This window comes from Flavobacterium sp. DG2-3 (genome assembly GCF_030730925.1).
GTDB lineage: Bacteria > Bacteroidota > Bacteroidia > Flavobacteriales > Flavobacteriaceae > Flavobacterium.
Genome location: NZ_JAVAMB010000002.1, coordinates 233,657 through 256,309 on the forward strand (window position 1 = coordinate 233,657; position 22,653 = coordinate 256,309).

General features: G+C 34.6%; 19 protein-coding genes. 8 read left to right on the forward strand and 11 right to left on the reverse strand.

The genetic code is table 11. The features are described 5' to 3' along the window. Window positions 1–75: 75 nt before the first annotated feature. On the reverse strand, window positions 76–2,136 hold the full coding sequence (locus Q9Q97_RS05030; RefSeq protein ID WP_306155260.1) for a M1 family metallopeptidase: 2,061 nt from the start codon (window positions 2,134–2,136) through the stop codon (window positions 76–78). Window positions 2,137–2,230: 94 nt separating this feature from the next. On the opposite strand from Q9Q97_RS05030, the gene Q9Q97_RS05035 reads away from it, so the two are divergent. Next, on the forward strand, window positions 2,231–2,974 hold the full coding sequence (locus Q9Q97_RS05035; RefSeq protein WP_306155262.1) for a diphthine--ammonia ligase: 744 nt from the start codon (window positions 2,231–2,233) through the stop codon (window positions 2,972–2,974). A 62-nt stretch (window positions 2,975–3,036) separates the two neighbouring features. Here the strand turns inward: Q9Q97_RS05035 and Q9Q97_RS05040 are convergent, their stop codons facing one another. The 4 genes from Q9Q97_RS05040 to Q9Q97_RS05055 form a co-directional block, all read right to left on the reverse strand. Beyond that, on the reverse strand, window positions 3,037–3,429 hold the full coding sequence (locus Q9Q97_RS05040; RefSeq protein ID WP_306155264.1) for a DUF4348 domain-containing protein: 393 nt from the start codon (window positions 3,427–3,429) through the stop codon (window positions 3,037–3,039). Continuing rightward, window positions 3,429–3,968, reverse strand: coding sequence for a DUF1697 domain-containing protein (locus Q9Q97_RS05045; RefSeq protein ID WP_306155265.1), 540 nt, complete (start codon window positions 3,966–3,968; stop codon window positions 3,429–3,431). Before Q9Q97_RS05045 ends, Q9Q97_RS05040 begins: the two co-directional genes overlap by 1 nt. Before the next feature lie 33 nt (window positions 3,969–4,001). Then, on the reverse strand, window positions 4,002–5,768 hold the full coding sequence (locus Q9Q97_RS05050; RefSeq protein WP_306155266.1) for a hypothetical protein: 1,767 nt from the start codon (window positions 5,766–5,768) through the stop codon (window positions 4,002–4,004). Window positions 5,769–5,916: 148 nt separating this feature from the next. Then, a complete protein-coding gene (locus Q9Q97_RS05055; protein ID WP_306155267.1) occupies window positions 5,917–6,348 on the reverse strand; it encodes a hypothetical protein in 432 nt (143 codons plus the stop codon). A gap of 338 nt (window positions 6,349–6,686) precedes the next feature. Between Q9Q97_RS05055 and recG the strand changes: the two genes are divergently transcribed. Then, a complete protein-coding gene (recG, locus tag Q9Q97_RS05060; protein WP_306155268.1) occupies window positions 6,687–8,795 on the forward strand; it encodes an ATP-dependent DNA helicase RecG in 2,109 nt (702 codons plus the stop codon). A 271-nt stretch (window positions 8,796–9,066) separates the two neighbouring features. On the opposite strand, the gene Q9Q97_RS05065 is transcribed toward recG, so the two are convergent. The 4 genes from Q9Q97_RS05065 to Q9Q97_RS05080 all read right to left on the reverse strand — a co-directional run bounded on the left by Q9Q97_RS05065 (window position 9,067) and on the right by Q9Q97_RS05080 (window position 11,690). Further along, window positions 9,067–9,672: a PAS domain-containing protein gene (locus tag Q9Q97_RS05065; RefSeq protein ID WP_306155269.1), complete on the reverse strand. Its 606-nt coding sequence runs from the start codon at window positions 9,670–9,672 to the stop codon at window positions 9,067–9,069. Between the two features lie 64 nt (window positions 9,673–9,736). Further along, a complete protein-coding gene (locus Q9Q97_RS05070; RefSeq protein ID WP_306155270.1) occupies window positions 9,737–10,081 on the reverse strand; it encodes a hypothetical protein in 345 nt (114 codons plus the stop codon). Window positions 10,082–10,204: 123 nt separating this feature from the next. After that, window positions 10,205–11,059, reverse strand: a complete 855-nt coding sequence (locus tag Q9Q97_RS05075) for a hypothetical protein (protein ID WP_306155272.1) — start codon at window positions 11,057–11,059, stop codon at window positions 10,205–10,207. A gap of 31 nt (window positions 11,060–11,090) precedes the next feature. Further along, window positions 11,091–11,690, reverse strand: a complete 600-nt coding sequence (locus Q9Q97_RS05080; protein ID WP_306155274.1) for a thioredoxin fold domain-containing protein — start codon at window positions 11,688–11,690, stop codon at window positions 11,091–11,093. A gap of 465 nt (window positions 11,691–12,155) precedes the next feature. On the opposite strand from Q9Q97_RS05080, the gene Q9Q97_RS05085 reads away from it, so the two are divergent. The 6 genes from Q9Q97_RS05085 (at window position 12,156) to Q9Q97_RS05110 (ending at window position 20,916) form a co-directional block, all read left to right on the forward strand. After that, window positions 12,156–13,214 carry an efflux RND transporter periplasmic adaptor subunit gene (locus tag Q9Q97_RS05085; RefSeq protein ID WP_306155276.1) on the forward strand — a complete coding sequence of 353 codons (1,059 nt, stop codon included), beginning with the start codon at window positions 12,156–12,158 and terminating at the stop codon, window positions 13,212–13,214. Window positions 13,215–13,305: 91 nt separating this feature from the next. Continuing rightward, window positions 13,306–16,404, forward strand: a complete 3,099-nt coding sequence (locus tag Q9Q97_RS05090) for an efflux RND transporter permease subunit (protein ID WP_306155278.1) — start codon at window positions 13,306–13,308, stop codon at window positions 16,402–16,404. A 37-nt stretch (window positions 16,405–16,441) separates the two neighbouring features. Beyond that, complete coding sequence (locus tag Q9Q97_RS05095; protein WP_306155280.1) at window positions 16,442–17,752, forward strand: TolC family protein; 1,311 nt, start codon at window positions 16,442–16,444, stop codon at window positions 17,750–17,752. A 26-nt stretch (window positions 17,753–17,778) separates the two neighbouring features. Continuing rightward, a complete protein-coding gene (locus Q9Q97_RS05100; protein ID WP_306155281.1) occupies window positions 17,779–18,642 on the forward strand; it encodes a bestrophin family protein in 864 nt (287 codons plus the stop codon). Window positions 18,643–18,823: 181 nt separating this feature from the next. Next, on the forward strand, window positions 18,824–19,816 hold the full coding sequence (locus Q9Q97_RS05105; RefSeq protein ID WP_306155283.1) for a hypothetical protein: 993 nt from the start codon (window positions 18,824–18,826) through the stop codon (window positions 19,814–19,816). A gap of 176 nt (window positions 19,817–19,992) precedes the next feature. After that, window positions 19,993–20,916 carry an AraC family transcriptional regulator gene (locus Q9Q97_RS05110; RefSeq protein ID WP_306155285.1) on the forward strand — a complete coding sequence of 308 codons (924 nt, stop codon included), beginning with the start codon at window positions 19,993–19,995 and terminating at the stop codon, window positions 20,914–20,916. A 201-nt stretch (window positions 20,917–21,117) separates the two neighbouring features. On the opposite strand, the gene Q9Q97_RS05115 is transcribed toward Q9Q97_RS05110, so the two are convergent. Together Q9Q97_RS05115 and adhP are read right to left on the reverse strand one after the other, a co-directional pair. After that, entirely contained in the window at window positions 21,118–21,492 is a 375-nt protein-coding gene (locus tag Q9Q97_RS05115) for a DUF779 domain-containing protein (protein ID WP_306155287.1), read from the reverse strand. 69 nt (window positions 21,493–21,561) lie between these two features. Further along, on the reverse strand, window positions 21,562–22,596 hold the full coding sequence (adhP, locus tag Q9Q97_RS05120; RefSeq protein WP_306155288.1) for an alcohol dehydrogenase AdhP: 1,035 nt from the start codon (window positions 22,594–22,596) through the stop codon (window positions 21,562–21,564). Between the last annotated feature and the right edge of the window lie 57 nt (window positions 22,597–22,653).

A 22,653-nucleotide genomic window follows, 5' to 3' on the forward strand; every position in this document is an offset into this window, starting at 1 on the left:
TATTCTATTCTCTTTTATCTATTTCTCAGCATTTCTTATCTTTCTTCTTGAATCTTTCTTCTACTCAAGTCTAATTTACTCTTTCAACAAGCGATTCAATTGGAACTGCTCATCGGTTGTCAAATTAGGTAAAATTCTATTAAAAGAAGCACGCATTTCAGGATTTTTTAACAGAAGTCTAATTGTGTCTCTACCAAATTTTGAAAACTGCCACATATGATGCGTTGTGGCACCAACTAAATTCTTTAAAACCTGATCGTTAATAATTTTAAAAGTAATCAGTTTTTCTAAAGCGTTTTGCCGCGTTGTAGCTTCATATTTAGTTGAAGAAAAGGCGATTAATTCGTTTGCAAGAGCATCTTGATCACTACTGTAATTGGGGGTTGACAAAGCTAGAGAAAGCCATAAAGTTCTGAGATTATAATCGTTGAAACCAATCCAGTTTTTAGATTTATCCAAATAGGCTGTTCTATGATCTGGAAAATTTCTCCACAACCAATACAACGCAATTTCTTGTGTCTGATACGATTTATCATCCAAAAGTGTTTCGTAATTGGTTCGAAAATCTTCCGGAATTTTAGTCAGTGAACCCGCAAGATTTTGGCGAACATTAATATCATTTGTTTGCAAAGCTAAAAGTAAGAGCTCTTTTTTGTCTTCGTATTTTTCATTTTCTAACTGATCGACAACAGCTGCTTTTACCGATTGATATACATCTGACTCTAAAGTGCTTTTTAAAACAGCCGCTTTCTCTGCTAAAGGTGTTTTTTTCAGTTTATCAATTTCTAAACGCTTTTGAATCGTTTTATTTTTACTCAATAATGCATTTGCTGTCGGTGTATCAAAAACGGTAGATTCCAACCAAGTTTTCTGGAACTTCTCCAAATCAAAATCTGAGACTTTTTTAATCTCGTCAAAGAAATTCTGTGTGTTTACAGTTTGGTACGCATATTTGGCGAGATAATTTTTAATTGCTTTTTTAAACGCTTTCTCTCCGATTGATTCATGCAGAACAAATAACGTCCAAGCTCCTTTTTCGTAAAATGTCAACGAACTGGCTTTTGCGTTCAAAACTGGAATGGTGTCGGTACGAGAAGCAAATTTAATCTGCTGCGCGGTGTCGTACAGTTTAGAATAAAAGTAATCTTCCCCATAAATTTCCCTTTCTGCCAGAAGCGCAAAATAAGTTGCAAATCCTTCCTGAAGCCAATGATGCGTACTGCTTTCAGCTGTAATTAAATCGCCAAACCAATGATGCGCCAATTCGTGCGCGTCTACATTTGTATAATTTCTGTCGCAAAAACCAATTGAATCGACCACATAACGTGTCGCAAAAAGTGTCGAAGTCGTGTTTTCCATTCCGGCATATAAAAAGTCTCTCACCGGAATCTGTCTGTTGATTTTCCAAGGATATTTTACACCAATTTCTTTTTCAAGGAAATCAAAAATTTGTTTCGAATAACGATATGTTGGTTCAAAACGATCTGCATCTTTAGGTTCGTAATAATATTCTAAAGGAATTTTGCTTTTTGATTTAAATTCTTTTTTATCAAATTTTCCGATAGCCAACATCAACAAATAGGAACTCATAGGTTTTTCCATTTGAAATTGCCAGTGATTTAGATTTCCGTTTGTTGTTTTTTCTTTTAAAATTCCGTTTGCAACTACCTGATATGTGGCATCATAAGAAATTCCGAGATTAAAAATCAGTTTCTCGTTTACATCATCAAAACTAGGAAACCAATTGCTGGTATATCTTCCCTGCCCTTGTGTCCAAATCTGCATTTCATCGTTTTCCATTTCAACAAAATACAACGCCTGTTTTGGTTTTGCTGTGTAACTGAAAGTCAAATGATTCTGCCCTTTTTTGAAAGGAAAAATCAATTTCAATTCTTTGTTGGTATTGAGATACATGATTTCGTTATCATCGATTTTCACATTCGAAAATCCTATATTTTTTGCGTCAAGCGAAATGGTGTCAATATCCTGCAAAACCTCAAATTGAAAATCGACAGTTCCAGAAATCATTTTTTCTTTCGGATTTAATGTCAATTGAGCCGATACAGATTTGAAATCAACAAATTTTGTTTGCTGTGCAAAAAGAAAACTGGTGAAGAATAGAAAAATGTATTTCATTGAAATGAATTTGAAGGCGAAATTCCAAAGTTACAAAGGTTTCCTTTACAAATAGAATGAAATTTGTATGTTTACAATATAAAACCGTCAAATCGTGTCTCAACCTAAAAAAGCCTTATTTAACTGGAGCAGCGGAAAAGATTCTGCTCTTGCTTTATACAAAACACTTCAAAATTCTGAATTTCAAATCGAATGTTTACTGACGAGTGTAAACCAGCAATATCAGCGAATTTCGATGCACGGAATTCGTGTTGAATTATTGCAGAAACAAGCCGAAAGTATCGGAATTCCGTTAAAAATTCTTGAAGTTCCCGAAATGCCTACAATGGAAGTATATGAAAAAGTAATGACTGAGACTTTGACGGAGCTCAAACAAAACGGCATAACACATTCTATTTTTGGAGATATTTTTCTAGAAGATTTACGCCAGTACCGAGAAAATCAACTGGCTAAAATTGGATTTACTGGTGTTTTTCCGATTTGGAAGATTCCGACTCCCGATTTAATTCATGAATTTATTTCGTTGGGATTTAAAACGATTGTCGTTTGTGTCAATGAAAAATATTTGGATAAAAGTTTTGTTGGCAGAATTATCGATCAGGATTTTATAAATGATTTGCCTGAGAATGTAGATGTTTGTGGCGAAAATGGCGAATTTCATACCTTTACTTTTGACGGTCCGATTTTTTCTAAACCAATTGATTTTGAAATTGGCGAAATTGTGTATCGAAAATATGAAAAATCAGAAAGACAAGATTCATCAGATACAGCTTGCGATAACAATGACGAAACTGCATTTGATTTCGGATTTTGGTATTGTGATTTAATCAAAAAATGAAAAAGCTGAAAAAGAAAATAAATCTCCTTTTACAGCTTTGCTAAAATGGCTTCGTGATTAAATTAAGTAGATTGATCAACCCAAGTTTTAAGAAACCATTTATTATCTTTTAATTCGAAAATATAATCTGCGTAAATTCCGGTATCAATTCCGCGTTGCTCAATAACGGCTTTGTTTGGTTTTAGGATGATTTTTTGTCTAAACTCCATTCCTTTATCATCCAGTTTTAGAATTCTATAATTCTTCTGTGTCATTGTCACCTCAATATCTTCCAAATTATCGTCGATCGTTTTTATTTTAAACGGAAACTTTACTCGGCTCAATTGAAAGTTTTTATCTTCATTAAATTTCTTAAGAAAAGTGTTGAAATTTTCGCTGTTTGATTTGGCTTTTTGCTGTGCGGTTGCTAATTGGCAAAAAACAGCAATAAATAAGATTGTAATTATTTTTTTCATTATTCGTTATACATTTTAAGCAAGTTCATAACGGTATTCCAGTTTCGAATTGTGGCGGTTACATTTAATTTTTTCTCTATATATTTTTGATCAAAACGCGTTTTTCCAGCCCCTACAGCATATTTTATAAAAATTCTATTTTCATCAATACTTGCTTCGTCTGGTTTAAACTGACTGATTTTCAAATCGTTTATATTCTCTTTCTTTAAAGTCGTTGAAACAAAAGCAACATACAGTTTTTTAGTATCTATATCTTTTTCTTTTAAAAACGGACTATTGGCAAAACACGATTCTAAATTTTCTTTGGTAATCATGACAACGGGAACTTCATGACCGAAAACCTTAAAAATTTCCTGTTTGATCATAAAACCAACTTTCGAAGCCTCTTCTTCACTATCTACAAATACATTTCCAGATTGTAGATACGTGCGAACATTCTGAAAACCAAGGCTCTCCAGCATTGCTTTCAAAGCTTCCATTTTCATCATATTGTGCCCAGAAACATTGATTCCTCGTAAAAGCGCTAAATGTGTTTTCATTTTTTTTCTAATTTAAATTCAAAGATAAAAAAACTATTCATCATCGTCTTCTTCGCTAATTTCAATATCAAACTTCACTAAGAAATCATTAAACTTTTGTTTGTACTTTCTTTGCGCTTGTTCTACAATTTCGTCAGCTTCTTGGTTTTCTTCTATTGCATCAAGATTGAACTGCTCTTTAACCCACTCCTGAAATTCTTCTTTATTTTCGCTTTCTTCATAATATTCCTCGTCTTTATAGAAATAAGCTTTATCAAAATCAACAGAAATTTCAGTATCTAAAGTTAAAAGCTGAATCAGTTTTTGAGTGTTTTCTGCCACAATATGAACTCCGCCTTCATCACCAAAAACAACAATCGGGCAATTATTCAAATCTTTATCAATAAGCCAATACGCATACGAACTTCCAGAACCGTTTGCTCCTGCAAATTCGATAAAACTGGTGTAAAATTCCTCGTCTTCAGACCATGTTTTAATGCCTGTTTTATCATCTGTTATCGTAAGTCCGAAACATTCAGAATAGCTTTCAACGCCATATTCTTGTTCGAATTCATATAACTTAACTAAATCTTGAGGAAGTTTGTAATCAGCAAATTGAACGGCAAATTCTTCTAATGAAAAACTGCTGTTGTAATCTGCATATTCAGTTTCTTCTTCATCATTTTCAACAACTTCAGATGTCAGTATTTCAAACGTTTTTATTGCCGCCTGTTTTACGCAGAAAAACTCAATTCCTTGTGCATTTTCGTCATTCATCCATTGGTATTTCGGATCTCCGTCTTCATTAAGATATTCCAAAATAAGCATAATTTCTTGATCATCATGACACCATAAAGCTCGCATTCTTATACCAAAACCGTTGGCAATTTCTTCAGAAATCTGACTGTATTTCTTTCCTTCATAATCAAAAGGAACGAACAGATAAGTCGTTCCAGAAATATGTCTAACAATACTTCCATTCTCTTTCAATTCATCATTTTCAGACAAAACTTCGAACATATTGATAAACTGATTTCGGAAATCAGCATACATATACTTTTCTTTTTTATCGTAATCTAAAATGGAAAGTCCGTCTTTAAAAACATCCAAATAATTATTGCCTAATATTTCACTGCCATAAGCGGAAATTTCTACAAACGCATCATCGACAATATCAGATAATTGATGAGTTGAAGGCAGATAATTTTCGACCGTTATCACAGATCCGTCTGTATCTTGAACATTGCTGCAGATTAAAATATCAGGCCTTCCCGCACTAATAATAGCCTGAACATCTGTAAAACGTTCAAAATGAAACGCCATGTCATCGCTGTAAACAAGCCAAGCTTTAAGATCGCCTTTTACAAAAAGTTCACCATGATTGTACTCTCCGTAAAGCGTATCGCATTGCAGACCTCCGCCTAAATAATGAACGCTTCCGAATAAATTGATATTTACTGTGGTTGTTTTTCCTAAAACGATTAAAGCAGGAGAATTATCGGTATCGTAAGAACTGATCCATTTTGCAACTGTCAGGTTTCCTTTAAAAATAAATCCTAAAATGAAAACGTCGGAATGTTCTTCTGTGCTGAAATCCATTTCAAAGGAATCCATTTCGACATCGTCTTCTGCTAATAGAAAGATCGGATTTTCTTCATAATCAGGAAAACGCCAAGTGTCTTCAAAAACATTGTAGATTTTATTATTGCCAAAATCCGTTAGATCTCCAATAATAGTGTGGGCTTCGTGACGATTAATTACTTTGAATGTAACACCCGAAAATACCATTGTTTCAAATGGAACTTTTTCTTCTTTAATCATAATTTGAGGCTTATAATTTAAATGTTCAAACAAATCTAACAATTATCTTTTTTTATTAAAATTTTACTGACGATAAAAATTAAAAAAACTCCGTCAGAAACGGAGTTTTCAAAAAAAAAAAAGAATTGAATTAGTAAGCATTATAAAATTATCTCTTTTTTTCGTATACCAATAAAGGACCGTCACAAATGCTCCAAGAACTATACAAGTTGCCGATAGTATCAATGATATATAAATTTTCTTTTACGTTTGAAGTGCAAGAACCAATGATATCGCTTTGAGCTGTATAATTTAATTCAAACTGGGTCTGATCTGCTGTTTTTGTCATAATGTAAGTTCCTGCAATAGTGGTGATTTTCCCGTCTCTTTTTCTAGTTTTAGAAAAGGTATTATTTGAATTGAAAGTATAACTTTCTTCCCACTCCATAACATCTATCGAATTTGCCGCAGGATTACCGCTTCCCATTCTGGTCAAAACCCATTTTCCATGGTAAGATTCAGTTGCCTTATTATCAGAATCATCGTTTGAGCAAGAAAGTAAAGAAAAAAGCATTACAATTAAGAGTCCAATTTTTTTCATTTTTATAGTTTTTAATGGTTAACTATTATTAAGATTTTACTTTCTTAAAATGGTTGCGTCGTAATTTTCAAATTAATGATAAGTTAACATTCAACCACTTGAAAACGACAATTCATTTTCAAATTTCCCAATTAAAATCTATCTTCGCTTTTCTAAAGAAAAAAGAGAATAGAATAAAGAAAATAGAGCTAAACTTTGTATTTATTCTTTTTTCTTGGCTCTAAAAAATAAAATTCCAATTAAATAAATTCCAAATTCCAATTGTCATCCTGAGCGTCCCGATGCTTCGGGAGAAGGACCAAATCTAAAATCAGCAATCTAAAATCTAAAATAATTAAATGTCTAATAATCTTCTTGAAACTCCAATTGAATACCTAAAAGGTGTTGGTCCGAGCCGTGGCCAGCTGCTTCGCAAGGAATTGGGTATTCATAAATACGGAGATTTAGTTAATCTTTTTCCGAATCGATATATTGACAGGACGCGTTATTACAAGATTAATGAGTTGCAGAATACAGGTTCTGAAGTTCAGATTATTGGAAAAATAATCAACATCAAAACGGTTGAATTTGCCAAAAACAAAAAACGTCTTGTGGCAAGTTTTGTTGATGATACAGGACAAATTGACTTAAACTGGTTTCAAGGACATAAATGGATTCGTGAAAGTTTAAAACTGAATGAACCTTTGGTAATTTTTGGAAAATGTTCTCTTTACGGAAGCCAATTCAGTATGGCGCATCCCGAAATTGAACTGTTGAGCGAACACGAAAGAAGTTTGCGTTCGGCTATGCAGCCTGTTTATCCTTCGACAGAAGCTTTGGCTAATAAAGGGATTTCAAATCGGACCATTAATAAAATGATGGAGCAGCTTTTCCTAGAAACTCAGGCGCTATTTACAGAAACTTTTCCGCCGTTTTTAATTGAAGAACTGAAACTAATTCCGAAACGCGCCGCATTATTCAATATCCATTTTCCGAAAAGCGCTGAGATTTTAGCGAAAGCGCAATTTAGATTGAAATTTGAAGAATTGTTTTTTATTCAGTTGCAATTAATTACAAAGAATCTCATTCGAAAACATAAAATAAAAGGGCATCCATTTGACAAAGTGGGCGAACTTTTTAATGAATTTTATAAAAATCATCTGCCTTTTGATTTAACTAATGCTCAAAAAAGAGTAATTAAAGAAATCAGGTCAGATATGGGAAGCAACGCCCAAATGAATCGTTTGCTGCAAGGTGACGTAGGTTCTGGAAAAACTATTGTGGCTTTTATGAGCATGCTTTTGGCTATTGACAATGGTTTTCAAGCTTGTCTGATGGCGCCTACAGAGATTTTAGCCAATCAGCATTTTCTTGGTTTATCTGAATTTGCTAAGACATTAAACATTAATATCCGAATTTTAACAGGTTCTACTAAAACTTCTGAAAGGAAAATTATCCATGAAGAATTGGAAAGTGGCGAACTTAAAATTTTAATTGGAACTCATGCTTTGCTGGAAGATAAAGTACAGTTTCAGAATCTTGGTTTAGCTGTAATTGATGAACAACATCGTTTTGGTGTGGAGCAACGATCAAAATTGTGGAAGAAAAATGATATTCCGCCACACGTTTTGGTTATGACCGCCACTCCTATTCCGAGAACGCTTGCAATGAGTTTATACGGCGATTTGGATATTTCTGTTATTGACGAATTGCCTCCAGGAAGAAAACCGATTCAGACCGTACATCGCTATGATTCCAATCGTTTGAAAGTCTGGAAATTCCTTCGTGACGAAATTGCAAAAGGAAGACAGATTTATATTGTTTATCCGCTAATTCAGGAATCTGAAAAAATGGATTATAAAGATTTGATGGACGGCTACGAAAGTATTTCGCGTGATTTTCCGCTTCCTCAATATTCTATTTCTATCCTTCACGGAAAAATGAAACCAGCCGATAAAGATTCCGAAATGAAGCGTTTCTCTGAAGGAAAAACTAATATTATGGTGGCTACGACTGTAATCGAAGTTGGTGTAAATGTGCCAAACGCCAGTGTAATGATTATTGAAAGCGCCGAAAGATTTGGACTTTCGCAATTGCACCAGCTGCGCGGACGTGTTGGCCGTGGCGCTGAACAGAGTTATTGCATTTTAATGACAGGACATAAATTAAGCGCTGACAGCAAAACCAGAATGGAGACCATGGTACAAACCAACGACGGTTTTGAAATTGCAGAAGTAGACTTAAAACTTCGCGGTCCCGGAGATTTAATGGGAACACAGCAAAGTGGTGTTTTAAACCTTCAAATCGCTGATATTGTAAAAGATCGTGAAATCCTTTCTCTGGCTCGAAATTACGCCATGAAAATCCTAAAAGAAGATTCAGCGCTCCAAAAACCTGAAAACGCTATTTTAAGAATGATTTTCATCGAAATGACCAAGAAGAAGAATATTTGGAATTATATTAGTTAAAGGTGCTAAGCTACTAAGCTACTAAGCTTCTAAGCTTCTAAGGTGCTAAGTTACTAAGGTTTTTAAGCTCAAAGATTTAATTTTTAAATCTTTGGCTTTTTTTGTTTTATAAAGATACTAAGAAACTTAGAAGCTCAGCACCTTAGAAGCTTAGTAGCTTAAAAAAAACTCCATTGCGTTCTAATTATATTCTGGTGATTTTAGATTTGTTGGGGGTCAAATTCAAAGGGGGCGAATATTTTTATTAGACACAATGAAGTATTTTAGTTAGTTATTTCTTTTTTGGATCGTTTTTCTTTTCAAAAAGACCGCTAAACAAACCTTTATTGACTTTGTTTTTATCGTCTTTTCCAGTTGCGATTAAGTGGTCGATATATTCCATATACGTTTTCTTTCTTTCTTCTAGAAAACCTACCAGATATTCTTCAGACGCGTGCATGCCGCTAGTTTCTTCAATCTGTAAAAGTTTTTTGTACAAAGGCTCAATAAACTTCACAATAATCTCATTCGGAACTGATTTTCTAGTGCCAAAGAAACCCACAATCTCACCATCGGCGTCTGCGATGATTTTAAAATCGGTTACAACCCAGTAATAGCGACCAGTTTTGGCCATGTTTTTTATAATAACATGAATGTTTTCGCTAGATTTAATACTGTCCCATAAGAATTTAAAAATAACCTTTGGCATATCTGGATGGCGAATTATATTATGAGGCTGACCCACAAGTTCAAATTCATCATAACCAGAAACATCTATAAAGTCTTCATTGGCATATAATATGGTTCCTTTTTTATCGGTTTTACTCAGCAGCACTTTATTCTTATTCCAGTCTACTTCTCTGTCAGAAGGTGTTGGACGGTGTAATCTGGTATCCATAAATTTTACATTTAAATTAATTTACAATTCAATTAAGTACATAAAATGAATCCTTAAACTATTTTCAATTTGACTCGATTTCTAAAACAAGCAGAATATTTCTGATTTTACGAAAAACCGTTTCCAATTCATTTTCCAGCCATTCCGGAATCTGATTGTTAACAGCAAGATTGCGATGACTTATATCGTTCATAATCTGAACTAGTTTTTTGTATTGAAAATCAAGATCGTAAACATTAGCATTATTTCTATAGCCTTTGAAAATTTCTCTCAACTCGATCTCAAATTCAGATTGAGCGCCAATTTTTTCAATTGAATTTAATGTGATGCTTTCATTCAAAAAGTCATCGATAATTTTCTTTAGATTATGCAGCGTAGGTACTGCAGTTGGCAAATCATACTTAAACATAATGGGGTTTTAAAATTAATATTGGTTTTTATTTGAGGATATTTGTTTGGGTTTCAATCGCAATTTGGCCCTTCGACTTCGCTCAGGATGACAATTGGGATTTGGAATTTTTAAGTTGGAATTTTAATTCCTATTTGATGTCGATTTCACATGAATATCATTCACTAAATCATCAATTTTCTTCGCGCTTTCTCTCATCATTTCAAGATACGTCAGCAATTTATCGTTGTCTGTATGCCCTTTCGAAACATCAATCAGTTTTAAAACAGAATTTACAGGCAGTTTTAAATCTAAAGTGGTTCTGTGAATAAAATCATTGTAATCTTTTGTAGCCGACATTGAGCTGTATTTTGCAGAAGCCAGTTTCATATTTTCCAATTCATATTCGTCTGAGATTTTTGAAATATGATTTTCACTATGCTCTTTAAAATAATATGCCCAATAGCCATTCATAAAAAATACGACAGCAGCCAAAACGGTATGAATGATCAAAGTTTCCAGATCAAAATTGACTTGCGAAAAATACACCTGAAGTCCGTTGGCATCATTGTATATAAAGTTTTGCAGATAAGCCAATCCTGCGTGGTGAAGCACAACCAATAAAGTCAACGGAATTTGAAGTTTCCAGTTTTGATAAATAATCAAAATTGTGCTGGCAATGAATACTGTAAAGTGCATTTCGAACATACCATGCATCTGATAAATATACTGCGCCATAAAAATAGCCAGAACAACAGATAAAACGTATTGGTAAAATTTGGAGTTTTTCATGAAAAACTTAGCCGAATAATATAGCAAAAGATTCAACGTTCCAACGCCGACACCAATTTCGAAAGTATCGTATTTAAAAGAAAGTCCGATACCGAGAAGAAAATATACGGCAAGTACATAATTAATAATCGTATCTGATTTTTGTGTCATAGTAGACATAAAACTGTGCAGATAATCTTGTTCGTTTAAGCTAGCTTTTGTTTTCATAGGTCAATTAGATTTAGGTTTTTGGAAATAGTTATTTGGTACATTTTGGTAAAGAGCATCCGTAAGCTTTTAGAGCCAAAGCATTAAAAGACGGATTATTTTTTCTGCTCAGAAGAGAATCAATCGCCATTTGGGCATAATTGCTTTCTGCATCTGTACAATATCTGGTTTTATTGTAATTGCCTCTGTAATATAAATTGTGCGTCTGATCTAGCAAAACTGCTTGCGGAGTCGAGAAAACACCGCATTTTTTAGCCATTGCTTCATCAAAATAAACAGGGATTTTGGCGTCAAACTTTTGCTGTATTTCATCAATCGTAAAATTTTTCTCTTTGTTTAACACAACAATTTTAAAATTGATCTGATCTCCGTACTTTTTAATTAAACCGCTTACATGTGGCACATTGAACCGCGAACAGGGACATTCGGGGTTAAAAAAATGAATAAAAACAGGTTTATTGTCAAATGCACAACACGGACCAAGTTCGATCTTCGATCCCATTGCAATGGCTTTATAATTCTTTGGCACTGGAGTCGGGAGACTGTATTGAAATTCATTTTGCCAAAATAAATAGCCAATTGCTGCAAGTAAAAATGTAAACCATAAACTGAGAAGTAATTTTTTCTTCATAAATCATTTTTTTATTATTCAAACAACAAAAAGAATAAACAATTGTTAATATAACTCTCTGTAAAATTTTGTAAAAAACCAAAAAAAACAACTTCTCTTAACATATTTTAACACTAAATCCTTATAAATAAAGACTAGTACTAAAAATTTTCACCATTTTGTTTAACATATCAATGTTACAAATAAAATCGATAAACTGCAAAAAAAATCAGACAAATTGCAAAAAAAATATTCAATCCTAGGAAAAGTCCACTCTAACACAACATTCTTTTTGATCAGTTTAACAGTTTAAATCAAAAAAATTTAACCTTTCATTAAACCTTTTTGCCTGCTTGCAGTCTAAATGCAAACCTTTGTACATACAAATGTTAAATAAAAGCTAACGCCTTCTGATTTCGCATCAAAAAGTTAAATTTGTAAGCTTACTAAAAACAGAAACCCAAAATAAATATTCACCTCAATTTTATGAAAGTAAAACACCTCATTTACACCCTTTTAATTGTTACAATTGGAGGCTTTATTACCTACAGAATTATTTCTAATAAAGGTAAAAATGAAGATTCTAAAAAGTTCAATGACAAAAAATCTCCAACAACTGTTAATGGAGTCGTAATAAAAACTGCCACTTTTGACAATAATTTAGCATTATCAGGATCAATTGAGGCAAACGAACAAGTAGAAATTCACAGTGAGGTTTCAGGAATTGTTGAAGGAATATTTTTTAGCGAAGGCAGCAATGTTACAAAAGGACAAGTACTTCTTAAAGTAAACGATATTGAACTAAAAGCACAATTAAGACAGGCTCAAACCAGAGAAGGATTGGCTGCTGAAAACGAAAGAAGAGCAAAATTACTGCTACAGAAAGAAGCTATCAGCCAAGAAGAAGCAGATGTAGCTAAGGCAGATCACGCTTCTGCACAAGCACAGACACAATTAATACGCGCACAAATCTCTAAAACTTCTGTGAGAGCGCCTTTTTCAGGAAAAATCGGTTTGCGTTCTATCTCTCCAGGAACTTATATTACCCCAACTGTTTTAGTAGCAAAATTGGTTAATACAAGTAAATTAAAAATCACTTTTTCAATTCCAGAAAAATATGCTGCAGAAGTGCGATCTGGATCTGTAATCGATTTTAAAGTTTCTGGTTCAGACAAAACTTATAATGCCAAAATTTATGCAATAGAACCTGAAGTTGCCGTTGCGACACGTACACTTCAAATTCGTGCTCTTGCAGATAATAACGACGGAAAACTTTTCCCTGGAACTTTCGCAGATATCAAATTGCCTTTAAATATTATTAAAGATGCAATCGTAGTTCCTTCTCAGGCAATTGTGCCAATTCAAGATGGTAAAAAGGTGTTTATCGCCAATAAAGGCCAGGCAAAAGAAGTAATGGTTGATGCAACGACAAGAACAGATTCTTCAATTTTAATTTTAGCTGGATTAAAACCTGGAGATACTTTAATCACAAGTGGTGTAATGTCATTAAAAGACGAAGCGCCAATAAAAGTTAAAGTAAAATAATTGTAGATTTTAGATTTTAAATTTCAGATTAACCTCTGAAATCTAAAATCAACAATCTATCCCGATAGTTATCGGGACTAAAATAATAATTATGAGTTTATCAACTACAAGTATAAAAAGACCTGTTTTAACAATAGTACTGAATCTATTAATTATATTATTCGGTTTTATTGGCTACACTTTTTTAGGAGTCAGAGAGTTCCCTTCTATCGACCCTGCGCAGGTTTCTATCCGTACCAATTATACGGGTGCAAACGCCGACATTATTGAATCGCAAATTACAGAACCTCTTGAAAAAGCGGTAAATGCAATTGACGGAATTAGAAATATCACTTCCTCCAGTAATCAAGGAAGCAGTAATATTACCATAGAATTTAATCTGGACAAAGATTTAGAAGAAGCGGCAAACGACGTTCGTGACAAAGTTTCGCAAGCCATTCGAAATCTACCGCAAGATATTGATGCTCCGCCAGTTGTATCAAAAGCGGATGCCGACAGTGATGCGATTATTTCGATGACGGTTCAAAGTGATTCTAGAAGTTCTTTAGAATTAAGTGATTATGCGGAAAATGTTATTTCGCAGCGTTTAGAAACTATTCCGGGCGTGAGTGGCGTACAGATTTGGGGACAAAAACGTTACGCCATGCGTTTATGGATCGATCCTGTAAAACTGACTGCCTACGGCTGTACGGTTGCTGATGTGCGTGCAGCGTTAAACGCTCAAAATGTTGAACTTCCATCGGGAAAACTGACTGGAAACAACACCGAACTTACCGTAAAAACAATCGGAAATCTTTCTAAAGCAGAAGAATTCAATAATATCATTATTCGTACAGACGGAGATAAAATTGTTCGTTTAAGCGATGTTGGAGGCGCAGAATTAGGTCCAGAAAACATCGAAACCAAATTGAGCCAGTCTGGTTTGCCAATGATTGGTTTGGCGATTGTGCCAATGCCTGGAGCCAATTATCTGGATATTTCAGCTGAATTTTATAAAAAATACGAAGCCTTAAAAAAGGATCTTCCAAAAGATATTAAACTAAATATTGCGCTTGACAATACGATTTTCGTAAAGAAATCGGTTCTTGAAGTTGCTGAAACCTTAGGGATTTCGGTAATTCTTGTAATTATTATTATCTATTTATTCTTTAGAGATTGGGCCATTGCTTTCCGACCTTTAATTGATATTCCCGTTTCCTTGATTGCTACATTTTTCATTATGTGGTTGTTTGGATTCTCTATCAACGTATTGACTTTATTAGCGATTGTACTGGCAACGGGACTTGTGGTGGATGACGGAATTGTGGTAACGGAAAATATCTTCAAAAAAGTTGAAGAAGGAATGTCTCCAATTGAGGCCGCAATTAAAGGTTCTAATGAAATTTTTTATGCCGTAATTTCGATTTCGGTAACCTTGGCGGCGGTATTCTTGCCTGTTATTTTCTTGGAAGGTTTCGTTGGACGATTATTTAGGGAATTCGGAGTTGTAATTGGCGCCGCGGTATTAATTTCGGCATTCGTTTCGCTGACTTTAACGCCAATGTTGAACGCTTATTTAATGAAAGGCGGCGAACAGAAAAAATCTAAATTCTATATTAAAACAGAACCGTTTTTTGAAAAAATGAACAGCAGTTATGCTGAGGCGCTTTCAAAATTTATGGATAGAAAATGGATCAGCTTCCCTATTCTTATTGCTTGTTTTGGATTGATTTATTTGTTTTTCACTATTCTTCCAAAAGAAACAGCACCTTATGACGATAGAAGTTCTGTAACCATGCGTATGACGACTCCTGAAGGTTCTTCATACGAATATACAGACCGTTTTATGCAGGAAATTTCACAATTGGTTGATGATTCTATTCCAGAAAAAAAGGTGAGTTTGGTTATTACGGCACCTGGTTTTGGAGCTTCGGCAACAAATACCGGTTTTATAAGGCTTTCTTTGAAAGAACCAGATGAAAGAGAAGCTTCTCAAAAAGATATCGCCGACAAATTAACCAAATGGACGAAAAAATATCCAGATGCTAAAACCTCTGTAATACAGCAGCCTACAATTGCCGTAAACAGACGTGGTGGTTTGCCGATACAATACATTATTCAGGCTCCAAATTTTGATAAATTGAGAGAAAAAATTCCTTTGTTTATGAATGAAGTTGGAAAAAGCGATGTGTTTTCTACAACAGACGTAAACTTGAAATTTAACAAACCTGAAATCAACGTTACAATTGACCGCGAAAAAGCAGAAAGTTTAGGAATTTCAATCATTGATATTGCACAAACTTTGCAGCTTTCTTTAAGCGGACAGCGTTTTGGGTATTTTATTAGAAACGGAAAACAATATCAGGTAATTGGGCAATTTGACCAGAAAGACAGATCTAAACCTTTGGATTTGACTTCGATGTTTGTAAAAAACAGAAATGGCGAATTGATTCAGATGGATAATGTGGTTAAGGTTTACGAACAAAGTAACCCGCCGCAATTGTTTCATAATAACCGTTATATGTCAGCAACAGTTTCGGCTGGTTTGGCACCTGGAAAAAGTATCAGTGACGGTATTCAGGAAATGGACAGAATTAAAGCAAAAGTTTTGGACGAAAGTTTCACAACCGATTTAGCTGGAGAATCTCGAGATTTCGTAGAAAGTAGCTCGAATACTTCTTTCGCTTTCGGATTGGCTTTATTGCTTATTTTCTTGATCTTAGCTGCGCAGTTTGAAAGTTTTATCGATCCGTTTATCATCATTCTAACGGTTCCAATGGCGGTTGCGGGAGCTTTATTCTCGTTATGGCTATTCAACCAAACTTGGAATATTTTCAGCCAGATTGGTACGGTAATGTTGATTGGTCTGGTAACCAAAAACGGTATTTTGATTGTAGAATTTGCCAATCAGTTGCGAGAACAAGGCAAACCAAAACTAGAAGCTATTTTAGAGGCTTCAGAAGCACGTTTACGTCCAATTTTAATGACGAGTTTAGCCATTGCATTAGGAGCGCTTCCAATTGCGATGTCGCTTGGAGCTGCGTCTACGAGTAGAATTGGTATGGGGGTTGTAATTGTGGGCGGAACTATTTTCTCATTGGCTTTAACGCTTTTTGTAATTCCTGCCATTTATTTAATGTGGTCGAAAGCCAGAAAACACTATCCTGAGTTTGACCATATTGACGAATACGAAAGAGAAAGCATTAAATAGAAACCAATAAATATATTTTTGGTTAAAGAAAAAGAATATGAATATCAAAAAAATATACTGTACAGCAATTATCCTGTTCTTTTGCATGGTTCAGACCAAGGCGCAGGAAGTTCTTACTATTGAACAGGCTATGACTATAGCGCTGGAGAATAATTTTGAAATTAAAATTGCTAAAAATAATTCCAAAATAAGCGAAACCAACGTAACGATTGGAAACGCTGGAATGCTGCCAACAGCAACGGCCAATGTTACCGACAATAACAGCATTATGAATTCGTCTCAGACACGTCAGGACGGGACAAGCACATCGCTTGACAATGCTAAAAACAACAGTTTAAGTTATGGTGTGAGTTTAGGATGGACGGTTTTTGACGGAATGAAAATGTTTGCCAGACTAGATCAGCTGAAAGAACTTCAGAAATTGGGTGACGCAGAATTGAAAAGAACCATTCTAGTCAAAATTGCTCAGGTAAATTCGGCTTATTATGATTTAGTGCAAATGCAGCAGCAACTAGCGGCCTTAGACACTACAATTGTAATTTCGAATCAGCGCCTGACTTTGGCTAAAAACCGTTTCAGCATTGGAAAAGCTTCAAAATTAGAAGTTTTAAACGCGCAAGTTGATTTAAACTCCGATCAGGTTGCTCTGCTAAGACAAAAAGAAGCTTACGCTAATGGCAAAATCTTATTGAACCAGCATTTGGCACGCGATCCTAAAATTGATTTCAAGGTTACCGATGAAGTTGTGGTAGACAATAAATTGGTTTTAGCCGATTTAATGGATTTGGCGCAAAAACAAAATCCGGCTTTAGAAGCACAAATCATCAACAAACGTATAGCCGAATTACAGCTCAAACAGGTAAAAGCAGACCGTTATCCGACCTTACGCTTAACCACAGGCTATAATTTTAACGAAAGCCAATCGAGTTTGGGTTTTACCAGCGAAACATCTTCTAGAGGTTTAAACTACGGTTTTAATGCTTCTATGAATATCTTTGACGGTTTCAACCAGCACCGAAATGAAAAAGTAGCGAAACTTCAGATTGAAAATTCAACGCTTGCCATAGAACAGCAAAATACAGTTTTGAGCACGCAGCTAAGCACTGCATTCCAAACGTATTTAACCAATTTAGAATTAATTGATCTGGAACAGGATAATGAAGCCATTGCCAAACAAAATTTAGACATTACATTGGATAAATTTAGAATCGGAACGATTACAACGCTTGATTTTAGAACCGCTCAGCTGAATTATGTCAACGCCAAAGTACGTTACAGCAATGCACAATACGAAGCAAAATTATCTGAAATTGCCTTAAAAGAATTAGCTGGAAATATCAATTTTTAAGTAAATTTGTTTCAAAATCCACTTAAATGATTTCGTACAACACCAAAGACTGGTTTGCTTTTATTTTTCATTTCCATAAATCTGATACAGTTCGAAAACTGTTTACGATTATGATTGCCATTGGAATATATGCCACAGCCGTCTGTTATCTCGAACTTCATTATTTTAAAGTAACCAAAAACGATTATATCCACAACATTCCAATTATGCATGGAATGCTTGGATTTGTAATTTCGCTTTTGTTGGTTTTTAGAACCAATACGGCTTATGACAGATGGTGGGAAGGCCGTAAACTTTGGGGCGGACTGGTGAATAACAGCCGTAATCTGGCTATCAAACTTTCAGCAATTTTAAAAGATGAAAACGACAAAAAGTTTTTTAGAAAATACATTCCGATGTATGCAGAAATACTTCATCAGCATTTGAAAGATGAAGACACAGGAAAAATGCTGTTTGAAGATGTTGAACTCGAAATCGATCAGCACAAACATAAGCCTAATCAATTAAAAAAAATAATGTATCATAAAATCAATGATTTGTATGATGCGAAAAAAATATCTGGAGAGCAGCTAATTACGCTAAATGACGAATTAGTTGCTTTTACAGACATTTGCGGAGCATGCGAGCGTATTAAGAACACTCCTATTCCCTACTCTTACAGCGCTTTTATAAAGAAATTCATCTTCTTTTATACGATGACGCTTCCGTTTGGATATTCTGTCAGTTTAGGTTATCTGGTTGCACCTGTGGTAGTTTTTATCTTTTATGTTTTGGCAAGTTTAGAACTTATTGCCGAAGAAATTGAAGATCCGTTCGGAAATGATGAAAACGATCTTCCTACCAAAAAAATATCAGAAAATATCAAAAAACATATTGAAGAATTGATATAAATTCAGAAACAGGTTCTGAAAATTAAAAAATAAACAATTTAGCGGTAAAATCATTCGTTAGACGACTATTTTTTGAAATCTGATAAATAAGTAATAAAATTTGTAACAGCAATTTAAATTTCCCTCATTTAAAGCTGCATTTGATTTTTTCTTTGTTACTAATTTTTAACTACTTATTACGATGAAAAAAATTCTTACACTTGTAGTTTTCGCTTTTCTGACTGTCAATTGTACCGACGAACCTGTGGGTACTGACATTCAAACTGAGGCCAAAAAATTGGATAGTTCTACTGCCACCGCAAAAGGAACTTATTCAGAATGCGATCCAATATCAATTAACATTATGGCTGGCCAGTTTACCAATGCTGGAAAAGTTTTAATTGAAAATGACGCTACAAATCTTTACGTAACCTACACTGCAATTCAAGACTGGTATTTTAGTGAACTTCATTTATATGTAGGTCCTTATGCCAATATACCCGCAAAAAATGGAAATCCAATTCCCGGGCAATTTCCTTATAAAAAATCTTTTAACCCTTTAGTTCAGAGCTACACTTTTACAATTCCGCTTTCGTCTATAACGTTAGATGCTAACAGATGTTTGTTTATTGCGGCACATTCTAGCATGAAAAATATTGTAAACGGAACCGTTATCAGAACAGAAACTGGCTGGGCTGGTGATATCAATTTTCCTGGCAAAAACTGGGCGACGTATTTTAACTACTGCTTAAGAACGTGCGACACGCCTCCGCCTCCAGTTACAACATGCGATACCGCTTATATGTTTGGAAATTACACTTTCAACGGATTAGAAATCTCCGAAAAATGGGGCTGGGCTACATATTACGATAGTGTAGTTGATGGAACTTATACTTACAATTTATACGCAGGAGCTGGACAAAATAATATCAATAATGGATATTTGGCTGGAACCGTAACAGTTGTTATTCAAGGAAGTAATGTTCAAGTTACTATAAATGCTACTCATCCTGGAACTGTATTTACAGAAACTCATGTTTACTTGTCAGATGAGAGACCAGAAACAGCCGCTCCTGGCCATTTTGGCAATCAGCACACTTTAAACAATGCTACCACAGATAGCTATAATTTAAGCTATAGTGGAGATGGAAATTTCTGGCTCATCGTTCATGCTTCAGTATGCACCACAGAATAATTGAAATGAAAACAGAAATGAAAAAAGAGAGAGCCAAAATTCTCTCTTTTTTTATTGAAAGCTTTCAAGCTTTTATAACTTAATCTATTCTTACACAAAGCATAAAAAAGGCTTAAATATCTAGATGTTACATATATTTTTATTAAATTTAGAGTCTTCACCAAAAATTAAATTTAATGAATAATCAACGATTTTTAGTCAATCCGCTCCAATTATCGCAAGAAAAATCATTAAAGACTCTTGTAGAAAACAGAACCATTTACAATTTAAACCATTGCGAATTGAATCTGTTTGAAACCTACGAGTCGACCCATAAAGTTCCGTTGAAGTTTAATGATTTAGTGGTAACCAGTATGCTGAGAGGCAAAAAAATCATGCATCTTTTTGATGATCCAGAATTCGTTTATCTTCCTGGCGAAACGGTGATTGTGCCTTCGAATGTAGAAATGAAAATTGATTTTCCTGAAGCTTCCAAAAATAATCCGACGCAATGTCTGGCGTTAGCAATTGACCAAGATAAAATTGCTGAAATCTTAAACTTTTTAAACGAGCAATATCCGAAAGAAGGAACTAATATGTACTGGCAGCTGAACTATCAGAATTATTTCTTTTACAATAATGTCGAAATGGCAGCGACAATCAATAAACTCATAAAAGAATGTATGAGCACATCGATTACCAAAGATATTTTTGCCGATCTGACTTTAAAAGAATTGCTGATTAGAATTATTCAGACGCAAACTGTAAAATCTCTAGATCAAGGAAAATTTCTTGAAGATAATAATCCAATTAAAGAAGTTACAGAATATATCAAACAGAATTTGAAAGAAAACATGAGCTTAAAAATGCTAAGCGAAAAAGCTTGTATGAGCACTACTTCTTTCTACCGTTTCTTTAAGCGCGAACTCGGAATGAGTCCGATTGAATATATTTTGAATGAAAAAATAAAATGTGCTAAAAATCTTTTGAAAAACCCAACACTTCAAATTAATGAAGTCTGTTATTTAGCAGGTTTTGAAGACGCCAATTATTTTATTCGATTGTTTAAGAAATATGAAGGGATAACGCCGAAGCAGTATCAGTTGCTTTATGTATGCTAAAAAGCTTCTGAGGTTCTAAGCTGCTAAGGTTCTAAGTTTTTTAGCCACTAAGGCGCTAAGTCGCGAAGTTTTCTTTAAAGCTTTTTTACTATATGCTGAATACCGAAACTGAAATAGGAGTACTGTTTTTTTTTGTCTTTCCGAGGAACGAGGAATCTTCGCAAGTAACTCCGTAAAGTGACTTGTTTTACAAACAAAACACTACTCTATTCTAATAACGGGTTCTAAATTCTTTTCTTCTTCTGGAGTAAAAATTCTGTACTCAATTTGAAATGTTTTCTTTAAAGGCGTTTCTAATGAAAAACCTCCTACTCCAAAGGCGTCAATTACGGTTAAGGTAAAATGGGCGTGTTTCCAATATTCAAATAAATCTTTGTCTACCCAAAATTCCGTGTCTTCGACAACACCAATACAAACATCGCCAGTGCGTTGGTAATAACCTCCTTTTTCAAAACATTGCGGTTGCGTTCCTTCACAGCATCCTCCTGCTTGGTAAAACATCAAATCACCGTGTTTTTCTTTGAGAATTTTAATTAATTCTATTGCTTTTTCTGTAGCGTCAATTCGTTTTATCATAACTTTTAAAATTAAAAAAAGCAGTAAATATCAATTAAGAATTTACTGCTTCGAAACATAACCAACTATTTAAGAATGTGCTATGTCGAGCACAATCCTTCCTTCTATTTCACCTTTTTTCATTTTATCGAAAACAGTATTTACATCTTCCAATTTTGAAGTGGTTACTGTGGCTTTGACTTTTCCATCAACTGCAAATTCGATTGCTTCTTTCATGTCTTTTCTGGTTCCAACAATAGAACCTCTTATGGTAATTCTATTTAAAACAGTATCAAAAATAGACAAATCAAAATTACCTGGAGGAAGTCCGTTTAATGCCATTGTACCTTTTCTTCTCAATGTTTCAAGCCCTTGTTTGAAAGCTATTGGAGAAACTGCGGTAACCAATGCCCCATGCATTCCACCGACTTCTTTCTTTAAGAATTCTCCAGGATTTTGATTCTTTGCATTAACCACCAAATCGGCACCTAATTTTTTTGCCAAATCCAATTTATCATCTCCAATATCAATTGCAGCCACATTCATTCCCATAGCTTTTGCATATTGCACAGCAACATGCCCTAAACCTCCAATTCCAGAAATTGCAACCCATTCTCCAGGTTTCACTTCTGTTTCTTTCAATCCTTTGTAAACCGTAACTCCAGCGCATAAAATAGGAGCCATTTCAATAAAATTGACATTAGAAGGCAAAATTCCAACATATCTGGCATCTGCAATTACATATTCTGCAAATCCGCCGTCTACGCTGTAACCGCCATTCTGCTGGCTTTCGCATAAAGTTTCCCAACCCGTAATGCAATGATCACAGCCACCGCAAGCGCTATAAAGCCAAGGCACGCCGACAGCATCTCCTTCTTTTACGTTTTTCACATCCTGCCCAACTGCGACAACATAGCCAACAGCTTCATGTCCCGGAATTAAAGGCATTTTAGGCTTGACCGGCCAATCGCCTTCTACAGCATGTAAATCAGTATGACACACTCCGCTTGCAATTACTTTTACAAGAATTTCGTTTCTGCCTGGACGTTTTACTTCGACCTCTTCAATTTTCAAAAGAGATCCGAATTCTCGAACGACCGCAGCTTTCATTGTTTTTGGAAGCATAATTCTATAGTTTTAAGAGAATAGAAAACCTATCGAATTTTCCATTCTCAAGTTTAT